Annotated in this window: 18 protein-coding genes; all 18 read left to right on the top strand. The window is 61.3% G+C overall.

Annotated elements, in window-relative coordinates:
- The first annotated feature begins 32 nt into the window (after window positions 1-32).
- Complete coding sequence (locus tag ACB042_RS12330; RefSeq protein WP_335874574.1) at window positions 33-1,472, top strand: DUF1566 domain-containing protein; 1,440 nt, start codon at window positions 33-35, stop codon at window positions 1,470-1,472.
- 13 nt (window positions 1,473-1,485) lie between these two features.
- Complete coding sequence (locus tag ACB042_RS12325; protein WP_005351118.1) at window positions 1,486-2,055, top strand: DUF1566 domain-containing protein; 570 nt, start codon at window positions 1,486-1,488, stop codon at window positions 2,053-2,055.
- Window positions 2,056-2,096: 41 nt separating this feature from the next.
- Window positions 2,097-2,333: a hypothetical protein gene (locus tag ACB042_RS12320; RefSeq protein ID WP_335874575.1), complete on the top strand. Its 237-nt coding sequence runs from the start codon at window positions 2,097-2,099 to the stop codon at window positions 2,331-2,333.
- A gap of 100 nt (window positions 2,334-2,433) precedes the next feature.
- Window positions 2,434-2,838: an NADH-quinone oxidoreductase subunit A gene (locus tag ACB042_RS12315; protein ID WP_005344919.1), complete on the top strand. Its 405-nt coding sequence runs from the start codon at window positions 2,434-2,436 to the stop codon at window positions 2,836-2,838.
- A 29-nt stretch (window positions 2,839-2,867) separates the two neighbouring features.
- Window positions 2,868-3,542, top strand: a complete 675-nt coding sequence (locus ACB042_RS12310; RefSeq protein WP_005344917.1) for an NADH-quinone oxidoreductase subunit B family protein — start codon at window positions 2,868-2,870, stop codon at window positions 3,540-3,542.
- A gap of 2 nt (window positions 3,543-3,544) precedes the next feature.
- A complete protein-coding gene (gene nuoC / locus ACB042_RS12305) occupies window positions 3,545-5,350 on the top strand; it encodes an NADH-quinone oxidoreductase subunit C/D (protein ID WP_005337234.1) in 1,806 nt (601 codons plus the stop codon).
- Window positions 5,351-5,430: 80 nt separating this feature from the next.
- The gene (gene nuoE / locus ACB042_RS12300) at window positions 5,431-5,973 is read left to right on the top strand and encodes an NADH-quinone oxidoreductase subunit NuoE (RefSeq protein ID WP_005337236.1); all 543 of its coding nucleotides are present in this window, start codon (window positions 5,431-5,433) and stop codon (window positions 5,971-5,973) included.
- Window positions 5,970-7,355 (top strand): NADH-quinone oxidoreductase subunit NuoF, encoded by a 1,386-nt coding sequence (gene nuoF, locus ACB042_RS12295; RefSeq protein ID WP_371178492.1) that lies wholly within the window; start codon window positions 5,970-5,972, stop codon window positions 7,353-7,355. The genes nuoE and nuoF overlap by 4 nt, the downstream gene beginning before the upstream one ends.
- A gap of 41 nt (window positions 7,356-7,396) precedes the next feature.
- Window positions 7,397-10,153 carry an NADH-quinone oxidoreductase subunit NuoG gene (gene nuoG, locus ACB042_RS12290; protein WP_371178491.1) on the top strand — a complete coding sequence of 919 codons (2,757 nt, stop codon included), beginning with the start codon at window positions 7,397-7,399 and terminating at the stop codon, window positions 10,151-10,153.
- Window positions 10,150-11,118, top strand: coding sequence for an NADH-quinone oxidoreductase subunit NuoH (nuoH, locus tag ACB042_RS12285; protein ID WP_193859416.1), 969 nt, complete (start codon window positions 10,150-10,152; stop codon window positions 11,116-11,118). Before nuoG ends, nuoH begins: the two co-directional genes overlap by 4 nt.
- 10 nt (window positions 11,119-11,128) lie before the next feature.
- Complete coding sequence (gene nuoI / locus ACB042_RS12280; RefSeq protein ID WP_005337245.1) at window positions 11,129-11,671, top strand: NADH-quinone oxidoreductase subunit NuoI; 543 nt, start codon at window positions 11,129-11,131, stop codon at window positions 11,669-11,671.
- A gap of 10 nt (window positions 11,672-11,681) precedes the next feature.
- Window positions 11,682-12,233 carry an NADH-quinone oxidoreductase subunit J gene (gene nuoJ / locus ACB042_RS12275; RefSeq protein WP_005337246.1) on the top strand — a complete coding sequence of 184 codons (552 nt, stop codon included), beginning with the start codon at window positions 11,682-11,684 and terminating at the stop codon, window positions 12,231-12,233.
- Complete coding sequence (gene nuoK, locus ACB042_RS12270; protein ID WP_005337247.1) at window positions 12,230-12,538, top strand: NADH-quinone oxidoreductase subunit NuoK; 309 nt, start codon at window positions 12,230-12,232, stop codon at window positions 12,536-12,538. Before nuoJ ends, nuoK begins: the two co-directional genes overlap by 4 nt.
- The gene (nuoL, locus tag ACB042_RS12265; protein WP_371178490.1) at window positions 12,535-14,382 is read left to right on the top strand and encodes an NADH-quinone oxidoreductase subunit L; all 1,848 of its coding nucleotides are present in this window, start codon (window positions 12,535-12,537) and stop codon (window positions 14,380-14,382) included. Before nuoK ends, nuoL begins: the two co-directional genes overlap by 4 nt.
- Window positions 14,383-14,480: 98 nt before the next feature.
- The gene (gene nuoM, locus ACB042_RS12260; RefSeq protein WP_371178489.1) at window positions 14,481-16,025 is read left to right on the top strand and encodes an NADH-quinone oxidoreductase subunit M; all 1,545 of its coding nucleotides are present in this window, start codon (window positions 14,481-14,483) and stop codon (window positions 16,023-16,025) included.
- On the top strand, window positions 16,022-17,485 hold the full coding sequence (gene nuoN / locus ACB042_RS12255) for an NADH-quinone oxidoreductase subunit NuoN (protein ID WP_069527999.1): 1,464 nt from the start codon (window positions 16,022-16,024) through the stop codon (window positions 17,483-17,485). Before nuoM ends, nuoN begins: the two co-directional genes overlap by 4 nt.
- A gap of 232 nt (window positions 17,486-17,717) precedes the next feature.
- A complete protein-coding gene (locus ACB042_RS12250) occupies window positions 17,718-18,854 on the top strand; it encodes an FIST signal transduction protein (RefSeq protein ID WP_371178488.1) in 1,137 nt (378 codons plus the stop codon).
- Window positions 18,851-20,308 carry an HD domain-containing phosphohydrolase gene (locus ACB042_RS12245; protein WP_371178487.1) on the top strand — a complete coding sequence of 486 codons (1,458 nt, stop codon included), beginning with the start codon at window positions 18,851-18,853 and terminating at the stop codon, window positions 20,306-20,308. The genes ACB042_RS12250 and ACB042_RS12245 overlap by 4 nt, the downstream gene beginning before the upstream one ends.
- Window position 20,309 lies beyond the last annotated feature (1 nt).

Genomic DNA, 20,309 nt, shown 5'->3' with positions numbered 1-20,309 from the left:
CGTGAACCTGTGACCGAATCAAGGAATGTGAAGTGAAACCATCCGTACTGGTTATTGCAACCCTCTCAGCCCTGCTCAGCGCCTGTGGCGGCGGGGAAGATAACGCACCACTGGCGATCCCGGACTACCGGGTCGATGTCGCCCTGCCGACTGCCGGTACCCTGTGCGCCGATCTGGATCAGAACTGGCAATGTGATCCTGCCGACCCTGCCGTCAGCGGCGAAGGAGCTGTGGCCCTGGTCAGCCGTTCGGCCAACATCGTCAACTCGCCCCTGCTGTTCGTACCGAGGAGCGGAGGCCTGCTGCTGGCACATCCGGCCGCCAAAGGGGATCCACAACGGCTGCAACCAACCCTGCTCAGTACCCTGTGGCAGAGCCGCATTGCCGAAGGGGTGGCCGCCGATCGCGCACTGGCGCAGCTGCTGGCCGATCTCGCCCCGCTGCAACCGGGCAGCGACCGCGTGGCCCTCGCAGGTCTCGGCCAGTTTGATCAGGCCCTGCAACAGGTGGCGATCAGCTTGCAGCAACAGGCCCGCACACGCCTTGCCACCGCCAAGGAGACCCAGTTGCTCACCACCAGCTATCGCGCCATCAGCCTGATGCTGGCGCAATTGGCTCAGGAGTGGCAGCGCAACGGCCAGTTTGCCGAAGAGACCCAAAGCGAGCTGCTGACCCTGCTGGTGCAGCAGCAGCCACGCAACCTGCTGACCGTCACCGGCGTCACTACCTTCAGCGATGGCAACGATCCGCTGCTGGAACAGGAGCCCGACGACTATCCGGGACAAGATGCCAGCTGGAATCGCACTCGTCCCCAGCTTGCCTATCGCAAACTCGATGATCGCGGTCAGGTTCTCCCCGACAACGCGCCGAGCTGGCAGTGCGTCAAGGATCTCAATACCGGTCTGGTGTGGGAGGTCAAATCGGACGATCCCTTGAGCCCGGCCTGGAAAAGCAGGCCCTTTGCCTATGAGGATGAGCAGTTCAAGGCGACCGCAGGCGAGCAGCAAGCGGCCTACCAGCATATTCATAACAGGATCGAACAGCTCACCGCCGAAGGAGATCTGGCGGCCCTCGCCCGGGCACAGGCGCTGACCACCATGCTGACCACCCGCGCGTATCAGCAGTGGCTCAATGGCGAGCAGCGCTGCGGCATCAGCCAGTGGCGGCTGCCCACCATGGGTGAGCTGATGTCACTGATGCACTACGGCAGCCTGGCCAAGGACCCGCTGGGTCAACGCATCATCGTGGATACCCGTTACTTCCCGGATATCGCCCCCTCGGAAGATGACACCTACCATGGCTACTACTGGAGCGCCACCAGCAACACAGCTCAGCGCTTCTCCGGTGGCCCCATCAGCAAACGCACAGTCCTGCTCCTGGGAGAAGATGCGGGCACCACCTATCCCGCGCTGGTGCAGCAAGATACCTATATCGAGCTGATGCAGGTACGACTGGTCGCCACTCCCCAATAATCCGAGGAATATCATGAGCCTTTATCGCTTTTCGTTCGCCATGCTGGCACTGCTGGCCCCCCTGGCCCACGGTGCTGCCATTTGTGATGACACTATGGATCGCACCGCCCCCTCTGCCCGTTTTCTTGACCATGGCAACGGCACCGTCACGGATCAACACACCGGCCTCACCTGGATGCGCTGCAAACTGGGGCAGACATGGAGTGGCAGCAGTTGCCTGGGGGAACCGACCGTTTACTACTGGCAGCAGGGGCTGCAAGTGGCGGAGCGGATCCGCAGTGACAGCAGCCATGCTCTCTATCACTTCGGCGGTATCAGCCAGTGGCGCCTGCCCGACATCAAGGAGCTGGCGACCCTGGTCGAGCATGCCTGCTACAAGCCCTCTCTCAATGAAGCCATTTTCCCGCGTGCCATGGCGGGGGGCGGTAAAGAGGTCAATGAGGGTTATGTCTATCTGATGAGCAGCACGGTAACCTCCGCCAATGGTCAGCGGGCGTATCTGGATATCACCTCGGGAGATATCGGTCTTCGCTCCATTGGCGCCTACCCGGATCAGGTCTTGCTGGTCGCCAATAAACCCTGACCACCCTACGCTCGAAACCGGAACGCTATGACAGGAGAGGCTTGAAAGCCTCTCTTTTTATTGCTCTTGCCGCCCCCTATCTCACCCGCCATCACGCTCTTCTCCCGCCTGTGCCCCCTGCCCGCGATACCGACCTGATCCGGCTTCGCCCGCGGCATTTACCCCTTTCAGGTGATAACGAGGAGCAGCTCTATGCGCTTTCCAGGCCTTTCTCGCCCGCCATAACCAACAAAAAAGTGCGCTTCTTAACAAAATTTAATTACCGGTTAACCGATTAATAATTAACCCGTAAAAATGACATGTAAATCAGTGCGAAAGTGTCATAATGCGTAACATTATTGTTAAGTCGCTTGATTAATTTGGTTAGGAAAAACCTCTATGTTTGCTGATATTTCTGCTCAACATTGGGCTTTTGCCATTTATGTCATCGGTGCCATCACCATCTGTCTGGTGATGATAGGCCTCGCTGCCCTGCTGGGAGGTCGTGCCTACGGCCGCACCAAGAACAAGCCATTTGAATCTGGTGTCGACTCGGTCGGCAGTGCCCGCCTGCGTTTTTCCGCCAAGTTCTATCTGGTCGCCATGTTCTTCGTCATCTTCGACGTCGAGGCGCTCTACCTGTTTGCCTGGTCTGTCTCCGTGCGGGAGAGCGGCTGGGTCGGCTTTATTGAAGCCACCATTTTCATCGGACTGCTGCTTATCGGCCTGATCTACCTCTGGCGCATCGGCGCACTGGACTGGTCACCGCGCAAACCGCAGCTGAACAACAAAAACAGTGATTGAACCACAGACCCTTTCCTTGAGGTTGCACCATGAAGTACACCCTGACCCGGATTGACCCGGATGCACCCGTTGAGCGCTACCCCCAGGAGCAGCGCCAGACCGTCGATGACCCACTGGCGCAAGAAGCGACGCGCGGCATCATGATGGGCCGCCTCGAGGAGGTGCTGCAAGACACAGTCAACTGGGGCCGCAAAAACTCCCTCTGGCCTTACAACTTCGGCATCTCCTGCTGCTACGTGGAGATGTGTACCGCCTTCACCTCCCCCCACGATGTGGCCCGCTTCGGCGCCGAAGTTATCCGTGCCTCGCCCCGTCAGGCCGATTTCATGGTGATTGCAGGGACCCCCTTCATCAAGATGGCGCCAGTTATCCAGCGCCTGTATGAACAGCTGCTCGAACCCAAGTGGGTGATCTCCATGGGGGCCTGTGCCAACTCCGGGGGCATGTATGACATCTATTCCGTGGTGCAGGGGGTGGACAAGTTCCTGCCGGTCGACGTCTACATTCCGGGTTGCCCGCCCCGTCCCGAAGCCTTTTTGCAAGCCCTGATGCTGCTGCAGGACTCCATCGGCAAAGAGCGCCGCCCCCTCTCCTGGGTGGTGGGCGATCAGGGGATCTACCGTCCCCAGATGCAGGCCGAAAAAGAGCGCAAGCGCGGCGAACGGATCAATGTGACCAACCTGCGCACGCCGGATGAGATCTGACCATGAAACTGACTCGTGATTTTCCCAGCAATTACGCCATGGCCCAGTGGCAGCCCAGCGACCACAAGGATGCCAAAGTCATTGGCGAACTGTTTGCCCACTTCGGGGCCGAGCACTTCACCGTGCAGACCACACGCACCGGCGTGCCGGTGGTCTGGCTTCCCCGCGAACTGCTGCAGGATGTGATGGGCTTTTTGCGCAAGGTGCCCTCCCCGTTTGTGATGCTGTTTGATCTCAGCGCCACCGACGAGCGGCTGCGCAGCCATCGCGACGGTCTGCCCCAGAGCGATTTCACCGTCTTCTATCACCTCATCTCCATCGACCGTAACGCCGATGTTATGTTGAAAGTGGCGCTGGCAGAAAGTGACCTGCATCTGCCCACCATCACCAACCACTTCCCCAATGCCAACTGGTACGAGCGGGAAGTGTGGGATCTGATGGGCATCACCTTCGATGGCCACCCCCATCTGACCCGCATCATGATGCCCAAGAGCTGGCAGGGTCACCCGCTGCGCAAGGATTACCCGGCGCGCGCCACCGAATTCGATCCCTTCATGCTCGATGCCGCCAAACAGGACATGGAGCAGGAGAACCTGCTGTTCAAACCGGAAGAGTGGGGGCTGGCCCGCGGCAACGAGAACGAGGACTACATGTTCCTCAACCTCGGCCCCAACCACCCCTCTGCTCACGGCGCCTTCCGGCTGGTGTTGCAGCTCGATGGCGAGGAGATCCGCAACTGCGTGCCCGACATCGGCTATCACCATCGCGGTGCCGAGAAGATGGGTGAGCGCCAGTCCTGGCACAGTTACATCCCCTATACCGACCGGGTCGAGTATCTGGGCGGGGTGATGAACAACCTCCCCTATGTGCTGGCGGTCGAGAAGCTGGCCGGCATCAAGGTGCCGCAGCGGGTCGACATGATCCGGGTGATGATGGCAGAGCTGTTCCGCATCCAGAGCCACCTCTTGTTCCTCGGGACCTATATCCAGGACGTGGGGGCCATGACCCCGGTTTTCTTCACCTTCACCGACCGGCAGAAGATCTACACCATCATCGAAGCGATCACCGGTGCCCGCATGCACCCGGCCTGGTTCCGTATCGGCGGTGTGGCCCACGACTTGCCGAAGGGATGGCAACGGCTGGTGCAGGACAACCTGCTGAGCTGGCTGCCCAAGCGGCTGATGGATTACGAAAAAGCGGCGATGCGCAACAGCATTCTTCGCGGTCGAACCATAGGCGTCTCTGCCTACACCACCGAGCAGGCGTTGTCCTGGGGCACCACGGGGGCCGGATTGCGCGCCACCGGCCTCAACTTCGACATACGCAAGTGGCGCCCCTACTCCGGTTACGATCAGTTCGACTTTGAAGTGCCGGTCGGCAGCAATGGCGATGCCTACGACAGAGCCACCGTGCGGATCGAGGAGATCCGCCAGAGCATGTCGATCATCGAACAGTGCATGAAGAACATGCCGGAGGGGCCGTTCAAGGCGGATCATCCCCTCACCACCCCGCCGCCCAAAGAGCGCACCCTGCAGCACATCGAGACCCTGATCAACCACTTCCTGCAAGTGTCTTGGGGCCCGGTGATGCCCGCTGCCGAGTCGTTCCAGATGATTGAGGCGACCAAGGGGGTCAACAGTTACTACCTGACCAGTGACGGCTCCACCATGAGCTACCGGACCCGGATCCGCACCCCGAGCTTTGCTCACCTGCAACAGATCCCCTCGGTGATCAAGGGCAGCATGGTGTCGGACCTCATCGTCTATCTGGGCAGTATCGATTTTGTTATGTCGGATGTGGACCGTTAAGTGATCCCGCCTCCCGGCCATGGCCGGGAATTGGGATCGCCGGACGAGCAGTAAAAGGACAAGCCACCAAAGGTCAAGTCATGAGCCAGCAATGTCAGTGTCACAATAATCAGACCCCACAGGGGCAAGGGGCATGCAGCAGCAAACAGGACGACTTCGTTCTGAGCCAGGCTGAACGCGATGCCATCGAACACGAGAAACACCACTACGAAGATCCCCGCGCCGCCAGCATCGAAGCGCTCAAGATCGTGCAGCAGGCCAGAGGCTGGGTTCCCGACGGCGCCATTCATGCCATCGCGGCCGAGCTCGGCATTCCCGCCAGCGACGTGGAGGGGGTCGCCACCTTCTACAGCCAGATCTTCCGCCAGCCGGTGGGGCGTCATATCATCCGCGTCTGCGACAGCATGGTCTGCTACATCAATGGCCATGAAGATCTGCTGGCCGGTCTCAAGGAGGTGATGAACCTCGGCCCCGGTCAAACTACCCCGGATGGCCGCTTCACCCTGCTGCCGGTCTGCTGCCTTGGCAACTGCGACAAGGGGCCAGCGATCATGATCGATGACGACACCTATGGCGGCCTCGATCCGGTGACCTTGCTGAAAACCCTGGAGGCTTACCCATGAGCCTGCCGCAAAACAAGATCCTCGCCTCTCTTGGCACCGCCAATCGCACCCCGCGAGCCCCCGAGACCCACCCGCTCACCTGGCGGCTGCGGGATGACGGCCAGCCGGTGTGGCTGGAGGAGTATCAGGCCAAACAGGGGTATGACGCCGCCCGCAAGGCGCTCGGCCAGATGAGCCCGGACGAGATCGTCAGTACCGTCAAGGATGCCGGTCTCAAGGGGCGTGGCGGCGCGGGCTTCCCCACTGGTGTGAAGTGGGGGCTGATGCCCAAAGACGAGAGCATGAACATCCGTTACCTGCTCTGCAACGCCGACGAGATGGAGCCCAACACCTGGAAAGATCGCCTGCTGATGGAGCAACTGCCCCATCTGCTGATCGAGGGGATTATCATCAGCGCCCGGGCGCTCAAAGCCTATCGCGGCTACATCTTCCTGCGCGGCGAATATGTGGATGCTGCCATCCACCTGCGCCGTGCGGTGGAAGAGGCCAAGGCCGCCGGTCTGCTGGGCAAGAACATTCTGGGATCCGGTTTTGACTTCGAGCTGTTCGTCCACACCGGCGCCGGCCGCTACATCTGTGGTGAAGAGACGGCGTTGATCAATTCGCTGGAAGGGCGCCGCGCCAACCCGCGTGCCAAACCCCCCTTCCCCGCCGTTTCCGGCGTCTGGGGCAAACCCACCTGTGTCAACAACGTCGAAACCCTCTGCAACGTGCCCGCCATTATCGGCAACGGGGTGGCTTGGTATCACGCTCTGGCGCTGCCGGGCTCGGAAGATCACGGCACCAAGCTGATGGGCTTCTCCGGCAAGGTGAACAACCCCGGGGTCTGGGAGCTGCCCTTTGGCATCACCGCCCGCGAGCTGTTTGAAAATTACGCCGGCGGCATGAAGAGCGGCTATCGCCTGAAAGCCTGGCAACCGGGCGGCGCGGGCACCGGCTTCCTGCTGCCGGAGCACCTCGATGCCCAGATGTATACCGCCGGTATCGGCAAGGTAGGTACCCGGATGGGGACTGGCCTCGCCATGGCGGTGGATGACTCCATCAGCATGGTCTCCCTGCTGCGCAACATGGAGGAGTTCTTCGCCCGCGAATCGTGCGGCTGGTGCACGCCCTGCCGCGACGGCCTGCCCTGGAGCGTCAAGCTGCTGCGGGCACTGGAGCGTGGCGAAGGGCAATCCGGCGATCTGGCGACTCTGGAGCAACTCTGCGGTTTCCTTGGCCCGGGCAAGACCTTCTGCGCCCACGCGCCGGGCGCCGTCGAGCCGCTGGCCAGCGCCATCAAATATTTCCGCTCCGAATTCGAGGCCGGGATCAAAGGCAGCGGTGATAACCGCAAGCCGGTCAAAGGGATCCAGCCCAATCTGCTGGGCGAGCGCTGGTAACGACACCACAGATTTCACAAAACAGGTTTCAGGGAAGTTGTATGGCAACCATTTATGTAGACGGCAAAGAGTACGAGGTAGACGGAGCAGATAACCTGCTGCAAGCCTGTCTGTCGCTGGGTCTGGACGTCCCCTATTTCTGCTGGCATCCGGCGCTGGGTAGCGTTGGCGCCTGCCGCCAGTGTGCGGTCAAACAGTATCAGAATGCCGATGACAAACGCGGCCGTCTGGTCATGTCCTGCATGACCCCGGCCACCGATGGCAGCTACATCGCCATCGAGGATGAAGAGGCTAAAGAATTTCGCAAGAGCGTGGTGGAATGGCTGATGACCAACCACCCCCACGACTGCCCGGTGTGTGAAGAGGGCGGCGCCTGCCACCTGCAGGACATGACGGTGATGACCGGCCACAACAGCCGTCGCTACCGCTTCACCAAACGCACCCACCAGAATCAGGAGCTGGGCCCCTTCATCGGTCACGAGATGAACCGCTGCATCGCCTGCTACCGCTGCGTCCGTTACTACAAGGATTATGCCGGTGGCGAGGATCTCGGGGTATATGGTGCCCACGACAACGTCTATTTCGGGCGGGTCGAGGATGGCACCCTGGAGAGTGAATTTTCCGGCAACCTGGTGGAGGTCTGCCCCACCGGCGTCTTCACCGACAAGACCCACTCCGAGCGCTACAACCGCAAGTGGGACATGCAATTTGCTCCCAGCATCTGCCAGCAATGCTCCGTGGGTTGCAACATCAGCCCGGGTGAGCGTTATGGCGAGCTGCGCCGCATTGAAAACCGCTTCCACGGCAGCGTCAACCACTACTTCCTCTGTGACCGTGGCCGCTTTGGCTATGGCTACGTCAATCTGGCCGACCGCCCGCGCCAACCGCTGCTCAAAGATGGCAACGACCAGCTGGCCATCACAGTCGATGGCGCCCTCAACCGCGCCGCCGATGCCCTGCGCACGGCCCGCGACCTCATCGGCATCGGATCGCCGCGCGCCTCGCTGGAGAGCAACTTTGCCCTGCGCGAGCTAGTGGGTGCAGCCAACTTCTACGCTGGCGTCGAGCAGGCCGAGTGGGCCTGTCAGCTGAAGATGCTGCAGATCCTGCAACAGGGCGGCGTGCCGACTCCGAGCCTGCGGGACATGGAAGAGGCCGACGCCATTCTGCTGCTCGGCGAGGATGTCACCATGAGCGCAGCCCGTATCGCGTTGGCGCTGCGCCAAGCCGTCAAGGGCAAGGCCCGCGAGCTGGCCCGCAAGATGAAGGTCGACCTGTGGCAGGTTGCCGCGGTGCAGACTCTGGGTCAGAACGAGCGCTATCCGCTGCTCATCACCAGTCTCGACACCACCCGTCTGGACGATGTGGCGGCCGACAAGCTGCACGCCCCCTATGCCGATCAGGCGCGCATTGGCTTTGCCATCGCCAACCTGCTCGACCCGGCCGCACCGGCCGTGAGCGACCTCTGCCCCGAACAGCAGCTACAAGCGGCTCGCTGGGCCGAACTGCTCGGCAACGCCAGGAAGCCGCTCATCATTGCAGGCTCCACTGCCCGCGAGGTGGCGCTGCTTGAGGCGGCCAGCAACATTGCCCGCGCCCTGAAAGGCCGAGGTCTGGATGCCAACATCGCGCTGGTTGGCCAGGAGGCCAACTCGCTGGGTCTGGCCATGCTGGGCGCTCAAACCTTGACAGACAAGCCACTCGAAGCCGCCCTTGCGCGTATCGAGGCCGAAGAGGGGTTGGCGCTGGTCACCCTGGAGAACGATCTCTACCGCCGCGCGCCGCGCAACCGGGTGGATGCTGCACTGGCACGGCTGCAGCACCTGCTGGTCATCGACCATCAGGCGACCCCGACCGCCAACAAGGCTGATCTGGTGCTGCCAGCGGCCAGTTTTGCCGAAGCCGATGGCACCCTGGTGAACATGGAAGGGCGCGCCCAGCGCTTCTTCCAGGTCTATGCACCCACCTTTTACAACGCCGATATTCAGGTGCGTGAAGGGTGGCGCTGGCTAGCGGCGCTGCAAGGGGCGATCGAACGCAAGCCGCTGCGCTGGCAGAACTTCGACCAGGTCAACCATGACTGTGCCACCAGCAATCCGCTGCTGGCTACCATGCTGGAAGCGGCGCCCAACGCAGGCTTGCGGATCCGTGGCATGCGACTGGCCCGTGAGCCGCATCGTTACAGCGGTCGCACCTCCATGCTGGCGGATCAGAACGTCAGCGAGCCACGGGTAGCGCAAGATCCCGACTCCCCCTTCAACTTCTCCATGGAAGGGTATGCCGGAGCCCGTCAGCCGCTGCCGCAAGTACCGTTCGCCTGGGCGCCGGGCTGGAACTCTCCCTCCGCCTGGAACAAGTTCCAGGATGAAGTGGGCGGCAAACTGCGTGCTGGCGATCCGGGTCGCCGTCTGCTGGAAGCAACAGACCCGCAGGCAGAAGGCAAGGAGCTGCTCGGCTGGTTCACCACCATCCCCGCCCCCTTCAAGGCCGCAGAGGCGCTGCAAGTGGTCAATTATGCCCAGCTGTTTGGCGGCGAGGAGCTCTCCGCTCGCAGCCCGGTCATTCAGGCCCGGATGACCGAACCCGAGCTGGTGCTCAATCCCCTTGATGCGCAGCGTCTGGCCCTCCACGGGGGCAGTCAGGTCTCCTTCTCCTGGGGCGGTAGCCACTGGCAACTGCGCCTGCGCCTGAGCGAACAGCTGAGCGCCGGTCTGGTGGGGCTCCCCCTTGGGGTGAACGGCCTGCCGACAGCCCTGCAACAAGCCTCAATCACTAACCTGCAGGAGGTGATCGCATGAGCGAGTCGCTGATCGATCTGTTGCTGGAGGTGGGCAAGGCACTGGTCGTGCTGGTGGGGATCGTGGGGGCTGGCGCCTTCATGAGCTTCATCGAGCGCCGTCTGCTGGCCCTGTGGCAGGATCGCTACGGCCCCAACCGGGTGGGGCCGTTTGGTCTGCTCCAGCTGGCCGCCGACATGATCAAGATGTTCTTCAAGGAGGACTGGATCCCGCCGTTCGCCGATCGGCGGATCTTTATCCTGGCCCCCATCATCGCCTTCACCGCCTTTATTCTGGCGTTTGCGGTGGTGCCCATCACCCCCACCTGGGGCGTGGCGGACCTCAATGTGGGGCTGCTCTACATCCTGGCCATCGCGGGGCTGGCGGTCTATGCGGTGCTGTTCGCCGGCTGGTCGAGCAACAACAAATACTCATTGCTCGGCAGCTTGCGCGCCTCGGCCCAGACCCTCTCCTACGAGGTGTTTCTCGGGCTATCCCTGATGGGGATTGTGATCCAGACCGGCAGTTTCAACCTGCGGGATATCGTCGAGGCACAGGCAGACTTGTGGAACGTGGTGCCCCAGATCCTGGGCTTTGTCACCTTCCTGTTTGCCGGTGTCGCCGTCACCCACCGTCACCCGTTCGATCAGCCAGAAGCCGAGCAGGAGCTCGCCGATGGCTATCACATCGAGTATGCGGGGATGAAGTGGGGTCTCTTCTTCGTGGGCGAATATATCGGCATCGTGCTGATCTCCTCGCTCATCGTGACCCTCTTCTTCGGTGGCTGGCACGGCCCCTGGCTGCCCCCCTTCATCTGGTTTGCCCTGAAGACCGCCTGTTTCATGGTGTTCTTCATCCTGCTGCGGGCCTCCCTGCCTCGCCCGCGCTTTGACCAAGTGATGTCGTTTGGCTGGAAAGTCTGCTTGCCGCTGACCCTGATCAATATGCTGGTCACCGCGGCAGTTGTACTGATAAGTACGCAGTGAGGCACTCAATATGAAAATTGTTAGCATTATTCAGGGTGTCGGCACCCAGTTACGCAGTCTGGCCATGGTCTTCTCCCATGCCTGGCGGCCCCGTGAAACCCTCAACTATCCGGAGCAGGCAGTCTATGCGGCCCCCCGCTACCGCGGTCGCATCGTGCTGACCCGCGACCCCGACGGGGACGAGCGCTGCGTGGCCTGCAACCTCTGCGCAGTTGCCTGCCCGGTCGGCTGCATCTCGCTGCAAAAATCCGAGCGGGAAGATGGTCGCTGGTATCCGGAGTTCTTTCGCATCAACTTCTCTCGCTGCATCTTCTGCGGCCTGTGTGAAGAGGCTTGCCCCACCACCGCCATCCAGCTGACACCGGATTTCGAGATGGGTGAGTATCGCCGCCAGGATCTGGTGTACGAGAAGGAGGATCTGCTGATCAGCGGGCCCGGCAAATACCCGGACTACAACTTCTATCGCATGAGCGGGATGGCCATCGACGGCAAGCCGAAAGGGGATGCCGAAAACGAAGCCAAGCCCATCGATGTCAAGAGCCTGCTGCCCTGAGGAGTCAATCATGGAACTGGCATTTTATGCCTCGGCCCTGGTGGCCATTTACAGCACGCTGCGGGTGATCAGCACCAGCAATCCCATGCATGCGCTGCTCAATCTCATCATCTCCCTCATCGCCGTGGCCATGATCTTCTTCTGCCTGGGTGCCGCCTTTGCGGGAGCCCTGCAGGTGATCGTCTACGCCGGCGCCATCATGGTGCTGTTCGTGTTCGTGGTGATGATGCTGAACTTGGGGAGTGCCCAGGCACAGGAGAAAAAGTGGCTCACCCCCATGACCTGGGGGGGCCCTGCCCTGCTCTCGCTGATCCTGCTGGGCTTTCTGGCCCACGGCATTCTCGGGGTGACCGGGGGCCTGATCGGAGTGACCGAGGTGACCGCCAAGCAGGTGGGTGTCGAGCTCTTTGGCCCCTATGTGCTGGCGGTAGAGCTCGCCTCCATCCTGCTGCTGGCGGGTCTGGTAACCGCCTATCACCTGGGTCGGGAAGAGAAGAGCGGTGAAGTGCTCTCCGTCCCGCGCTCTGCTTCCCGCTCTGCACAAGAAGGAGGTCAGCAATGAATGGAATCCCTATGGAGCACGGCCTCCTGCTGGCCGCGGTGCTCTTCTGCATCGGCTTGTGCGGTCTGCTGATCCGCCGCAACCTGCTCTACATCCTGATGAGTATCGAGATCATGATGAATGCCTCGGCACTGGCGTTTGTGGTGGCGGGTAGCCGCTGGGCCCAGGCCGATGGCCAGATCATGTATATCCTGGTGATTTCTCTGGCGGCAGCGGAGGCCAGTATCGGCCTTGCCCTGTTACTGCTGCTCTATCGTCGTTACCACACCCTGAACGTGGACACTGTGAGCGAGATGCGCGGATGAGCCTCTTATATCTGACTTTTCTATTTCCGCTGCTGGGATGGCTGGTGTTGGCCTTCTCCCTCGGCCGGTTTGGTGAGCGTACCTCGGCGCTGATCGGGGTTGGCTCCATTGGCCTGTCGGCCCTCACTACCCTGTGGGTCGGCATCGACTTTCTGGGCAACCCGCCTGAGGGAGGCGTCTATATCCAGCGCCTGTGGCAATGGATGGCGGTGGGCAACTTTACCCCGAGCTTCTCGCTGGCACTGGATGGCCTGTCGCTGACCATGCTGGGGGTGGTGACCGGGGTCGGTTTCTTTATCCACCTGTTCGCCTCCTGGTATATGCGCGGGGAAGAGGGTTACTCCCGCTTCTTCACCTACACCAACCTCTTTATCGCCAGCATGCTGTTTCTGGTGCTGGCCGATGACCTGCTGTTTGTCTACCTCGGCTGGGAAGGGGTAGGGCTGTGCAGCTATCTGCTGATCGGCTTCTACTACAAGGATCGCAAGAACGGAGCGGCGGCCCTCAAGGCATTTGTCGTGACCCGGGTGGGTGATGTCTTCCTCGCCATCGGCCTGTTTATCCTCTATCGGGAGCTGGGCACCCTCAATATCCACGAGCTGCTGGTTCGTGCCCCGACCCTGTTTGCCGAGGGCTCCCCTGCCCTGTCGCTGGCCTGCCTGATGCTTTTGGGCGGCGCGGTCGGCAAATCGGCCCAGCTGCCGCTGCAAACCTGGCTGGCGGATGCGATGGCAGGCCCGACCCCGGTCTCAGCGCTGATCCACGCCGCCACCATGGTGACCGCCGGTGTCTACCTGATTGCCCGTACCCACGGCCTGTTCCTGCTGGCGCCAGAGCTCCTCCATCTGGTCGGGCTGGTTGGCGCCATCACGCTAGTGCTGGCAGGCTTTGCCGCGCTGGTTCAGACCGATATCAAGCGGATCCTCGCCTACTCCACCATGAGCCAGATTGGCTACATGTTTCTGGCACTGGGTGTCGGCGCATGGGAAGGGGCCATCTTCCACCTGATGACCCACGCCTTCTTCAAGGCGCTGCTGTTCCTCTCCGCCGGTGCCGTTATCGTTGCCTGCCACCATGAGCAGAACATCTTCAAGATGGGTGGCCTGCGCAAGAGTCTGCCGCTGGTCTATGCCTGCTTCCTGGTGGGTGGTTCGGCGCTGGCCGCGCTGCCGCTGGTCACTTCCGGTTTCTACAGTAAGGACGCCATCCTGTGGCAAGTAGCAGCCTCTGGCCAAACCGCAATGCTGTGGGCAGGTCTGGTAGGGGCATTCCTCACCTCGCTCTACACCTTCCGGCTGATCTTTATCGCCTTCCATGGCAAAGAGAAGACCAAAGCCCATGCGGGCCACGGTCTGGCTCACCATCTGCCGCTGCTGGTATTGCTGGTGCTCTCCACCGGCATAGGCGCGCTGATCACCCCGCCACTGGCAGGTGTACTACCCGCAGGCCCTGGTGACCATATCGAAGAGGGTCGCCATGCACTGGAGGTAGCCTCTGGCATCATCGCCATCGCTGGCATTGTGCTGGCTGCGTTTCTGTTCCTTGGTGAGCGCCGTCTGGCCACCTCCATTGCCAACAGCGCGCCGGGCCGCCTGCTCAGCACCCTCTGGTTCAACGCCTGGGGCTTTGACTGGCTCTATGACCAGCTGTGGGTCAAACCCTATCTGCTGGCGACCCGTCTGGTCGGGCAGGATCCGCTGGACTGGATGATGGGCCTGCCCGCCTGGTTTGCCCTGCGTGGCAACCAGCTGCTGGCCTGGACCGTGACCGGCAAGTTGCGCTGGTATGCCGCCTCCATGGGGATCGGCGCCGTGCTGGTGCTGGCGCTGTTGCTGCTGGGGTAACGCGATGAACAACCGGACAATCATACAGCTAGGCTGTTTGCTCTCCCTGATGGAACAGGGAGCGCAATCTCATATGAACTTGAACGAGAGCTGATACCGTGACCTTACTCTGGATCTTGCTAATTCCTTTTATCGGCGGCTTGCTCTGCTGGCAGATGGAGCGTCTCGGCGGGCAGTTTGTCCGCTGGGTAGCCCTGCTCTCCATGAGCGCCAGCCTGCTGCTCTCCTGTGCCATCTGGCTAAGTGGTGATTTCTCCCTTGCCACCACGGGCCTAGACAGCGCGGGCGTCTCCGGTGCTGCCTCCGCCTGGGCCGCCGAGTGGCGCCTGCCGTGGATCCCCCGCTTCGGCATCTCTTTGCATCTGGCGGTGGATGGCCTGTCGCTCTTGATGGTGATCCTCACCTGCTTTATCGGGGTGCTGGCCATTCTCTGTTCGTGGAAAGAGATCGTGCAGCGCATCGGCTTCTTCCACCTCAACCTGCTCTGGATCCTGGGCGGCGTGCTCGGGGTCTTTATGGCGCTGGACCTGTTCCTCTTCTTCTTCTTCTGGGAGATGATGCTGGTCCCCATGTACTTCCTGATTGCGCTCTGGGGCCACTCGGTCACTGACGGCAAATCACGGATCAACGCCGCGACCAAGTTCTTCATCTACACCCAGGTGAGCGGCCTTATCATGCTGGTGGCCATCATCGGGCTGGTGCTGACCCACCAGCATGCCACCGGAGTCTTCACCTTCAACTATCTGGAGCTGCTCAATACCCCGATGAGCAAGGGCGTTCAGTGGCTGCTGATGCTGGGATTCTTTATCGCCTTCGCGGTCAAGATGCCGCTGGTACCGCTGCACGGCTGGCTGCCGGATGCCCACAGTCAGGCGCCGACCGCAGGCTCGGTGGATTTGGCCGGTATTTTGCTCAAAACCGCCGCCTATGGTCTGCTGCGCTTTGCCTTGCCGCTCTTCCCCGAGGCCTCAGCCGAATTTGCTCCCTACGCCATGGTGCTTGGCCTGATCGGGATCGTCTACGGTGCCATCTTGGCCTTTGCCCAGACCGACATCAAACGGCTGGTAGCCTACACCAGCATCTCCCACATGGGCTTTGTGATGATCGCCATCTACTCGGGTAGCGAGCTGGCCCTGCAGGGCGCCGTGGTGCAGATGATCGCCCACGGTCTCTCGGCTGCCGGCCTCTTTATCCTCTGCGGTCAGCTCTACGAGCGGTTGCACACCCGGGATCTGCGCCAGATGGGCGGCCTGTGGGGACGCCTGCGCTATCTGCCCGGCGTGATGCTCTTCTTCTCGGTAGCGTCGCTCGGCATGCCGGGCACCGGCAACTTTGTCGGCGAGTTCCTGATCCTGGTCGGCAGCTTCCAGGTTGCCCCTGTCATCACGGCGGTCGCCACCTTCGGTCTGGTGCTGGCCTCGGTCTACTCTCTCATCATGTTGCAGCGTGCCTGCTTTGGCCCCGCCAAGGATGAGAGCATGCTCAAGGGGCTGGATCGCCGCGAGCTGACCATGATGATGGTGATCGCGGGCCTGCTGGTTCTGCTTGGCCTCTATCCCCAACCCGTGATTGACACCGCCAGCAGCAGCCTTATCAACGTGCTGCACTGGTATCTGCTGCCGACTGCTGGAGCCCTGCAATGACTTTCTCCGCTTCCCAACTGCTGGCACTGCTTCCCCTGCTGTTGACCACCGGGGCCATGGCGGCCCTGATGCTGGCCATCGCCTGGCGCCGCTGTGTCACTACCGCCTTTACCGTGACCATTGTTGGCCTCAACCTTGCTCTGTTCTCGCTGCCCATCGTGATGGCGCAAGGGGATCAGGGGGTCACCCCGCTGCTGCAAGTGGACAGTTACGCCGTCTTCTACATGGGTCTCGTACTGATCGGCGCCCTGGCCACCTGCACCTTCGGTCAATCGTGGCTGAAAGCCTACCCGGACAACCGGGAGGAGTTCTTCCTGCTGCTGCTGATCGCCACCGCTGGTGGTCTGGTGCTGGCCTGCTCCCGTCACCTCGCCTCTCTCTTTATCGGGATCGAGATGCTGACCCTGCCAATGTTCGGTCTGGTGGGTTACGCCTACCGCGAGCGCCACTCGCTGGAAGCTGCGGTGAAATACATGGTGCTCTCTGCCGCCGCCACCGCCTTCCTGCTGTTTGGCATGGCGCTACTCTACGCACAGGCGGGCAGCCTGAGCTTTGCCGCCCTGGGGCAGACCCTGGCCGAGAGCCCGGCTCACCATCCGCTGCTGATGGGCGGTTTGGGGTTAATGCTGGTCGGTTTCGCCTTTAAACTCTCCCTGGCCCCCTTCCACCTCTGGACCCCGGATGTCTACGAAGGTGCCCCGGCACCGGTCGCCACCTTCCTCGCCACCGTCAGTAAGGTGGCGGTCTTTGCCGTGCTGCTGCGCTTCTATCTGGCGGTACCGGCGGCGAGCGATCCCATGATCCACTGGCTGCTGGCAGCCATGGCGGTCATCTCCATCATGGTCGGCAACCTGCTGGCCCTGGTGCAGACCAACGTCAAACGGATGCTGGGTTACTCTTCCATCTCCCACTTCGGTTACCTGCTGGCGGTGATCGTGGCGAGCCGATTCGGCCAGATGCCGGTGGAAGCAGCCGGGGTCTACCTGCTGATGTATCTGTTCACCAGCCTGGGTGCCTTTGGGGTGGTGAGCATGATGTCGAGCCCCTATCGCGGCAAGGATGCCGACTCCCTGCACAGCTATCGTGGTCTGTTCTGGAAGCGCCCCTATCTGACTGCCGTACTGACAGTGATGATGTTGTCACTCGCGGGCATCCCGATGACCCTCGGCTTTATCGGCAAGTTCTACCTCATCGGTGTCACCGTCGAGGCGCAGCTCTGGTGGCTCTCCGGTGCCATCGTGCTCGGCAGCGCACTGGGTCTCTACTACTACCTCAAGGTGATGGTGACCCTCTATCTGCGCGAACCAGGCATGCAGCAGCGGGATGCCAGCGCCGACTGGGCGCTCTCCTCCGGTGGAGTGGTAGTGCTGCTCTCTGCAGCGCTGGTGGTGTTGCTGGGGCTCTATCCCCAGCCGGTCATCAGCCTGGTACAAGGGTTCCAGCACGTGGTATTGCAGTAACCTTTACCGTCGCTACCCCTCATTACCCGCAAAACCGGCAGCCTTGGCTGCCGGTTTTCTATTTGCGTAACAACAGCATCGCGCACTCCACAGGCCAGCAAATGACAGATCAGTCAGCGAGGGTGATTCCCATCATGGTTTTTGCCATACAACCAGAACCGGGCGAGATCCTCATACCCTCTTGAATTCCTTATTGATATATTGGTTATATTCTGGAATGGAGTTCAGATTGATGAAGCAACACTACGTTTGCCAATTTAACCCGACAGAACTGGCCGCCACGCTGGCACCCTTGCAAGGAGGCAAGCTGACCATACTGCTGGCCGAACAGGATTGCGCACAGGTTCCCCTGTTGCAGCAGTTGTGCCGCGACTTCAACATCGCCCTGGATGGCGCCATTTTCCCCCAGCTGATCGGTGCGCAAGGATTGTTGCCGCAAGGGGCCTGGCTACTGCCCAGAGCCAACCCCTATCACGCCACACTGCTGCCCCTGACACCGCAGGCCAGCGCAGTATCCCTTGCCCACCGGATTGCGGAACAGGTGGAGAACATGCTGGCCACCTGGCCAACCCCTTCGCCGCCACCAACCCTGTTTCTGACCTTCGACAACCTCATTCCCAATATCGCCTCCATTCTGGATGCGCTTTATCTGCAACTGGCCAATCGCGTCAACTATGCCGGCGCCAACGCAGGCAGCGGCAGCTTCACCCCCCTTGCCTGCCTGTTCGACAATCAACGGCAACTTGCCTACGGGGTCAACTGCACACTGCTGCCCAGCAACAGCTTTCCCTTTCTGGAACATGGATACCAACTCTCGGCCCAACCGATGCTGGCCACCAGCAGTGAAGCGAACAAGATTGCCTACATCGATTGGCAACCGGCCTTTCAAAAATATCAGGGGCTGATCCGCCAGCAATTCCAGCACACTATGGTGCGCGAGGAGCTCTACCGTTTCGTGGTGCACATGCCACTGGGCCTGCTGCGGGCCAACGGTGATGTGATTGTCAGGATCCCCGTCGAGGCAAACGATGACGGCGCCCTGCTCTGCGCCGGCGAGGTCGCGGAGCACAGCATCCTCACTCTGCTGAAGGCGCCAGAGAGTGCCACCGAACATGCCTGCTCACTGGCCAGGCGCCTCAACCAGCAACAAACCCTCACCCGGGCACACTTGCTGGAGGTCTACTACTGCGCAGGACGCCAGCTGCACTTCGACCAGCAGACAGTGACCGAGCTGCACACCCTGCTGACCCACTCGGGGGCCGGCGATCTGGCAGGAGCCCTTTCCCTTGGCGAAATTGGCAGCGTGCGCCGCGGGGATTACCCCCAATTTCATAACGGCGCCATTCTCTGTAACGGGGCATTGATATGAACAACGACCACGCCATGGCCATCGTCTGCGATCTGGCGCTCTGCATCGGGCGTGAAGTGACGCTGGATGCGCTGCTCACCAAGGTACTGCAACGTTTTATGCATCACTGCGCCACGCCGGTTGGTGCGGTATTGCAGCAACAACGGGAGGGATACAAGCTGCTCAAGGTGATCGGCGACGAGCAGCTGCGCCAGCACACCGGCACCACCCTGCCCCTGCCTGGGTGGGTCAGCGAGGAGGAACACTGCCTGCTGCAACATACGCTCCCCCTGCCGGGCAGCCGCCCCTACCAGTTTGCCTATCGGCTCAAGGTTGAAGGGGGTTATCTCATCTTGCTGCTCGCCCCCCAGCCACATCAGCAGATCGTACCCGTCTGCCATCTGTTCAGCCCGGTGCTCGGCAACCTGGCCCGCGCCATTTCCCTCTGCAAAGACAGCGAGCTGCTCGCCCTGCGTCAGCAGGCCGAACTGAAGGATCTGAAACACTTCAACGAATCCCTGCTCAAGGCCATCCCGATCCCGGTGTTCTACAAAGATATCGAAGGGCGATTTCTGGGCTGCAACCAGGCCTTCAATCAGGTGATCGGCCTCGGCAAGGAGGCGCTGCTGGGTCGACGGGTCGAGGAGCTGCTGCCAGTCGGGCTTGCCGAAGCCTACAGCATGCGGGAAGCCGAGTTGCTGCGCAGTCGCCAGCCCCAGTGCATCGAACAGCAGTTGCATGATCGCAATGGCATGCGCTATCAGGTCATCTGTTTCAAGGATCTCTTCTATGACCATCAGGGGATGGTTGCCGGCATCATCGGCACCCTGGTCGACATCACCCGCCTCAAGGAGAGCGAGCGTCACCAGCGTGACCTGCTGTTCCAGACCATCAGTGCCCTCGCCAGCGCCATCAGCCACAAGGATCGCAACAGTGCGGGCCATGAGCTGAGGGTGCGCGATTTGGCACTGGCCATCGGGCAGGCCATGCAACTGCGGCAAGAGCGGCTGGATGCGCTGGGACTGGCGGCCATGGTGCACAATATCGGCCTGCTGCAGATCCCCACCGAGATCATCACTCGCCCCCGTGAATTGCGGCCGGTGGAGTTCGAACTGATCAAGCAGCACCCCCAGGCCGGCCACGATATTCTCAAACAGATCGACTTCCCCTGGCCCATCGCCACCATAGTGCTGCAGCACCACGAAAACCTCGATGGCAGCGGCTATCCGCAGGGGCTGGCGGGCAACGCCATTACCCTGGAGGCGCGCATTATCCGGGTGGCCGACTCGCTGATCGCCATGACCTCCCATCGCCCGTTCCGCCGGGCCATGCCCCTGAGTGACGCCTTTGCCGAACTGACCCGCTATGCCGGGATCCATTACGATGAAAAAGTGGTCAATAGCTGTATCGTGCTCTGGCAGACCGGCTACCACTTCGGTCCTCCCATCAGTCAACTTGCAGACAAGGCGGGATAAG

The organism is Aeromonas sp. S13(2024), from assembly GCF_041402405.1.
GTDB classification, from domain to species: Bacteria; Pseudomonadota; Gammaproteobacteria; order Enterobacterales; family Aeromonadaceae; genus Aeromonas; species Aeromonas veronii.
The sequence above is the reverse complement of the archived record's forward strand: the minus strand, read 5'-3'. Positions and strand labels throughout refer to the sequence as shown.

Bases quoted from the DNA above. Each gene is read 5' to 3' on its own strand.
- nuoC (WP_005337234.1), top strand. From the start codon at position 3,545: ATGAAACTGACTCGTGATTTTCCCAGCAATTACGCCATGGCCCAGTGG.
- nuoG (WP_371178491.1), top strand. From the start codon at position 7,397: ATGGCAACCATTTATGTAGACGGCAAAGAGTACGAGGTAGACGGAGCA.
- nuoJ (WP_005337246.1), top strand. From the start codon at position 11,682: ATGGAACTGGCATTTTATGCCTCGGCCCTGGTGGCCATTTACAGCACG.
- nuoK (WP_005337247.1), top strand. From the start codon at position 12,230: ATGAATGGAATCCCTATGGAGCACGGCCTCCTGCTGGCCGCGGTGCTC.
- nuoE (WP_005337236.1), top strand. From the start codon at position 5,431: ATGAGCCAGCAATGTCAGTGTCACAATAATCAGACCCCACAGGGGCAA.
- ACB042_RS12250 (WP_371178488.1), top strand. From the start codon at position 17,718: ATGAAGCAACACTACGTTTGCCAATTTAACCCGACAGAACTGGCCGCC.
- nuoH (WP_193859416.1), top strand. From the start codon at position 10,150: ATGAGCGAGTCGCTGATCGATCTGTTGCTGGAGGTGGGCAAGGCACTG.
- ACB042_RS12325 (WP_005351118.1), top strand. From the start codon at position 1,486: ATGAGCCTTTATCGCTTTTCGTTCGCCATGCTGGCACTGCTGGCCCCC.
- ACB042_RS12310 (WP_005344917.1), top strand. From the start codon at position 2,868: ATGAAGTACACCCTGACCCGGATTGACCCGGATGCACCCGTTGAGCGC.
- nuoN (WP_069527999.1), top strand. From the start codon at position 16,022: ATGACTTTCTCCGCTTCCCAACTGCTGGCACTGCTTCCCCTGCTGTTG.
- ACB042_RS12245 (WP_371178487.1), top strand. From the start codon at position 18,851: ATGAACAACGACCACGCCATGGCCATCGTCTGCGATCTGGCGCTCTGC.
- nuoF (WP_371178492.1), top strand. From the start codon at position 5,970: ATGAGCCTGCCGCAAAACAAGATCCTCGCCTCTCTTGGCACCGCCAAT.
- nuoI (WP_005337245.1), top strand. From the start codon at position 11,129: ATGAAAATTGTTAGCATTATTCAGGGTGTCGGCACCCAGTTACGCAGT.
- ACB042_RS12315 (WP_005344919.1), top strand. From the start codon at position 2,434: ATGTTTGCTGATATTTCTGCTCAACATTGGGCTTTTGCCATTTATGTC.
- nuoL (WP_371178490.1), top strand. From the start codon at position 12,535: ATGAGCCTCTTATATCTGACTTTTCTATTTCCGCTGCTGGGATGGCTG.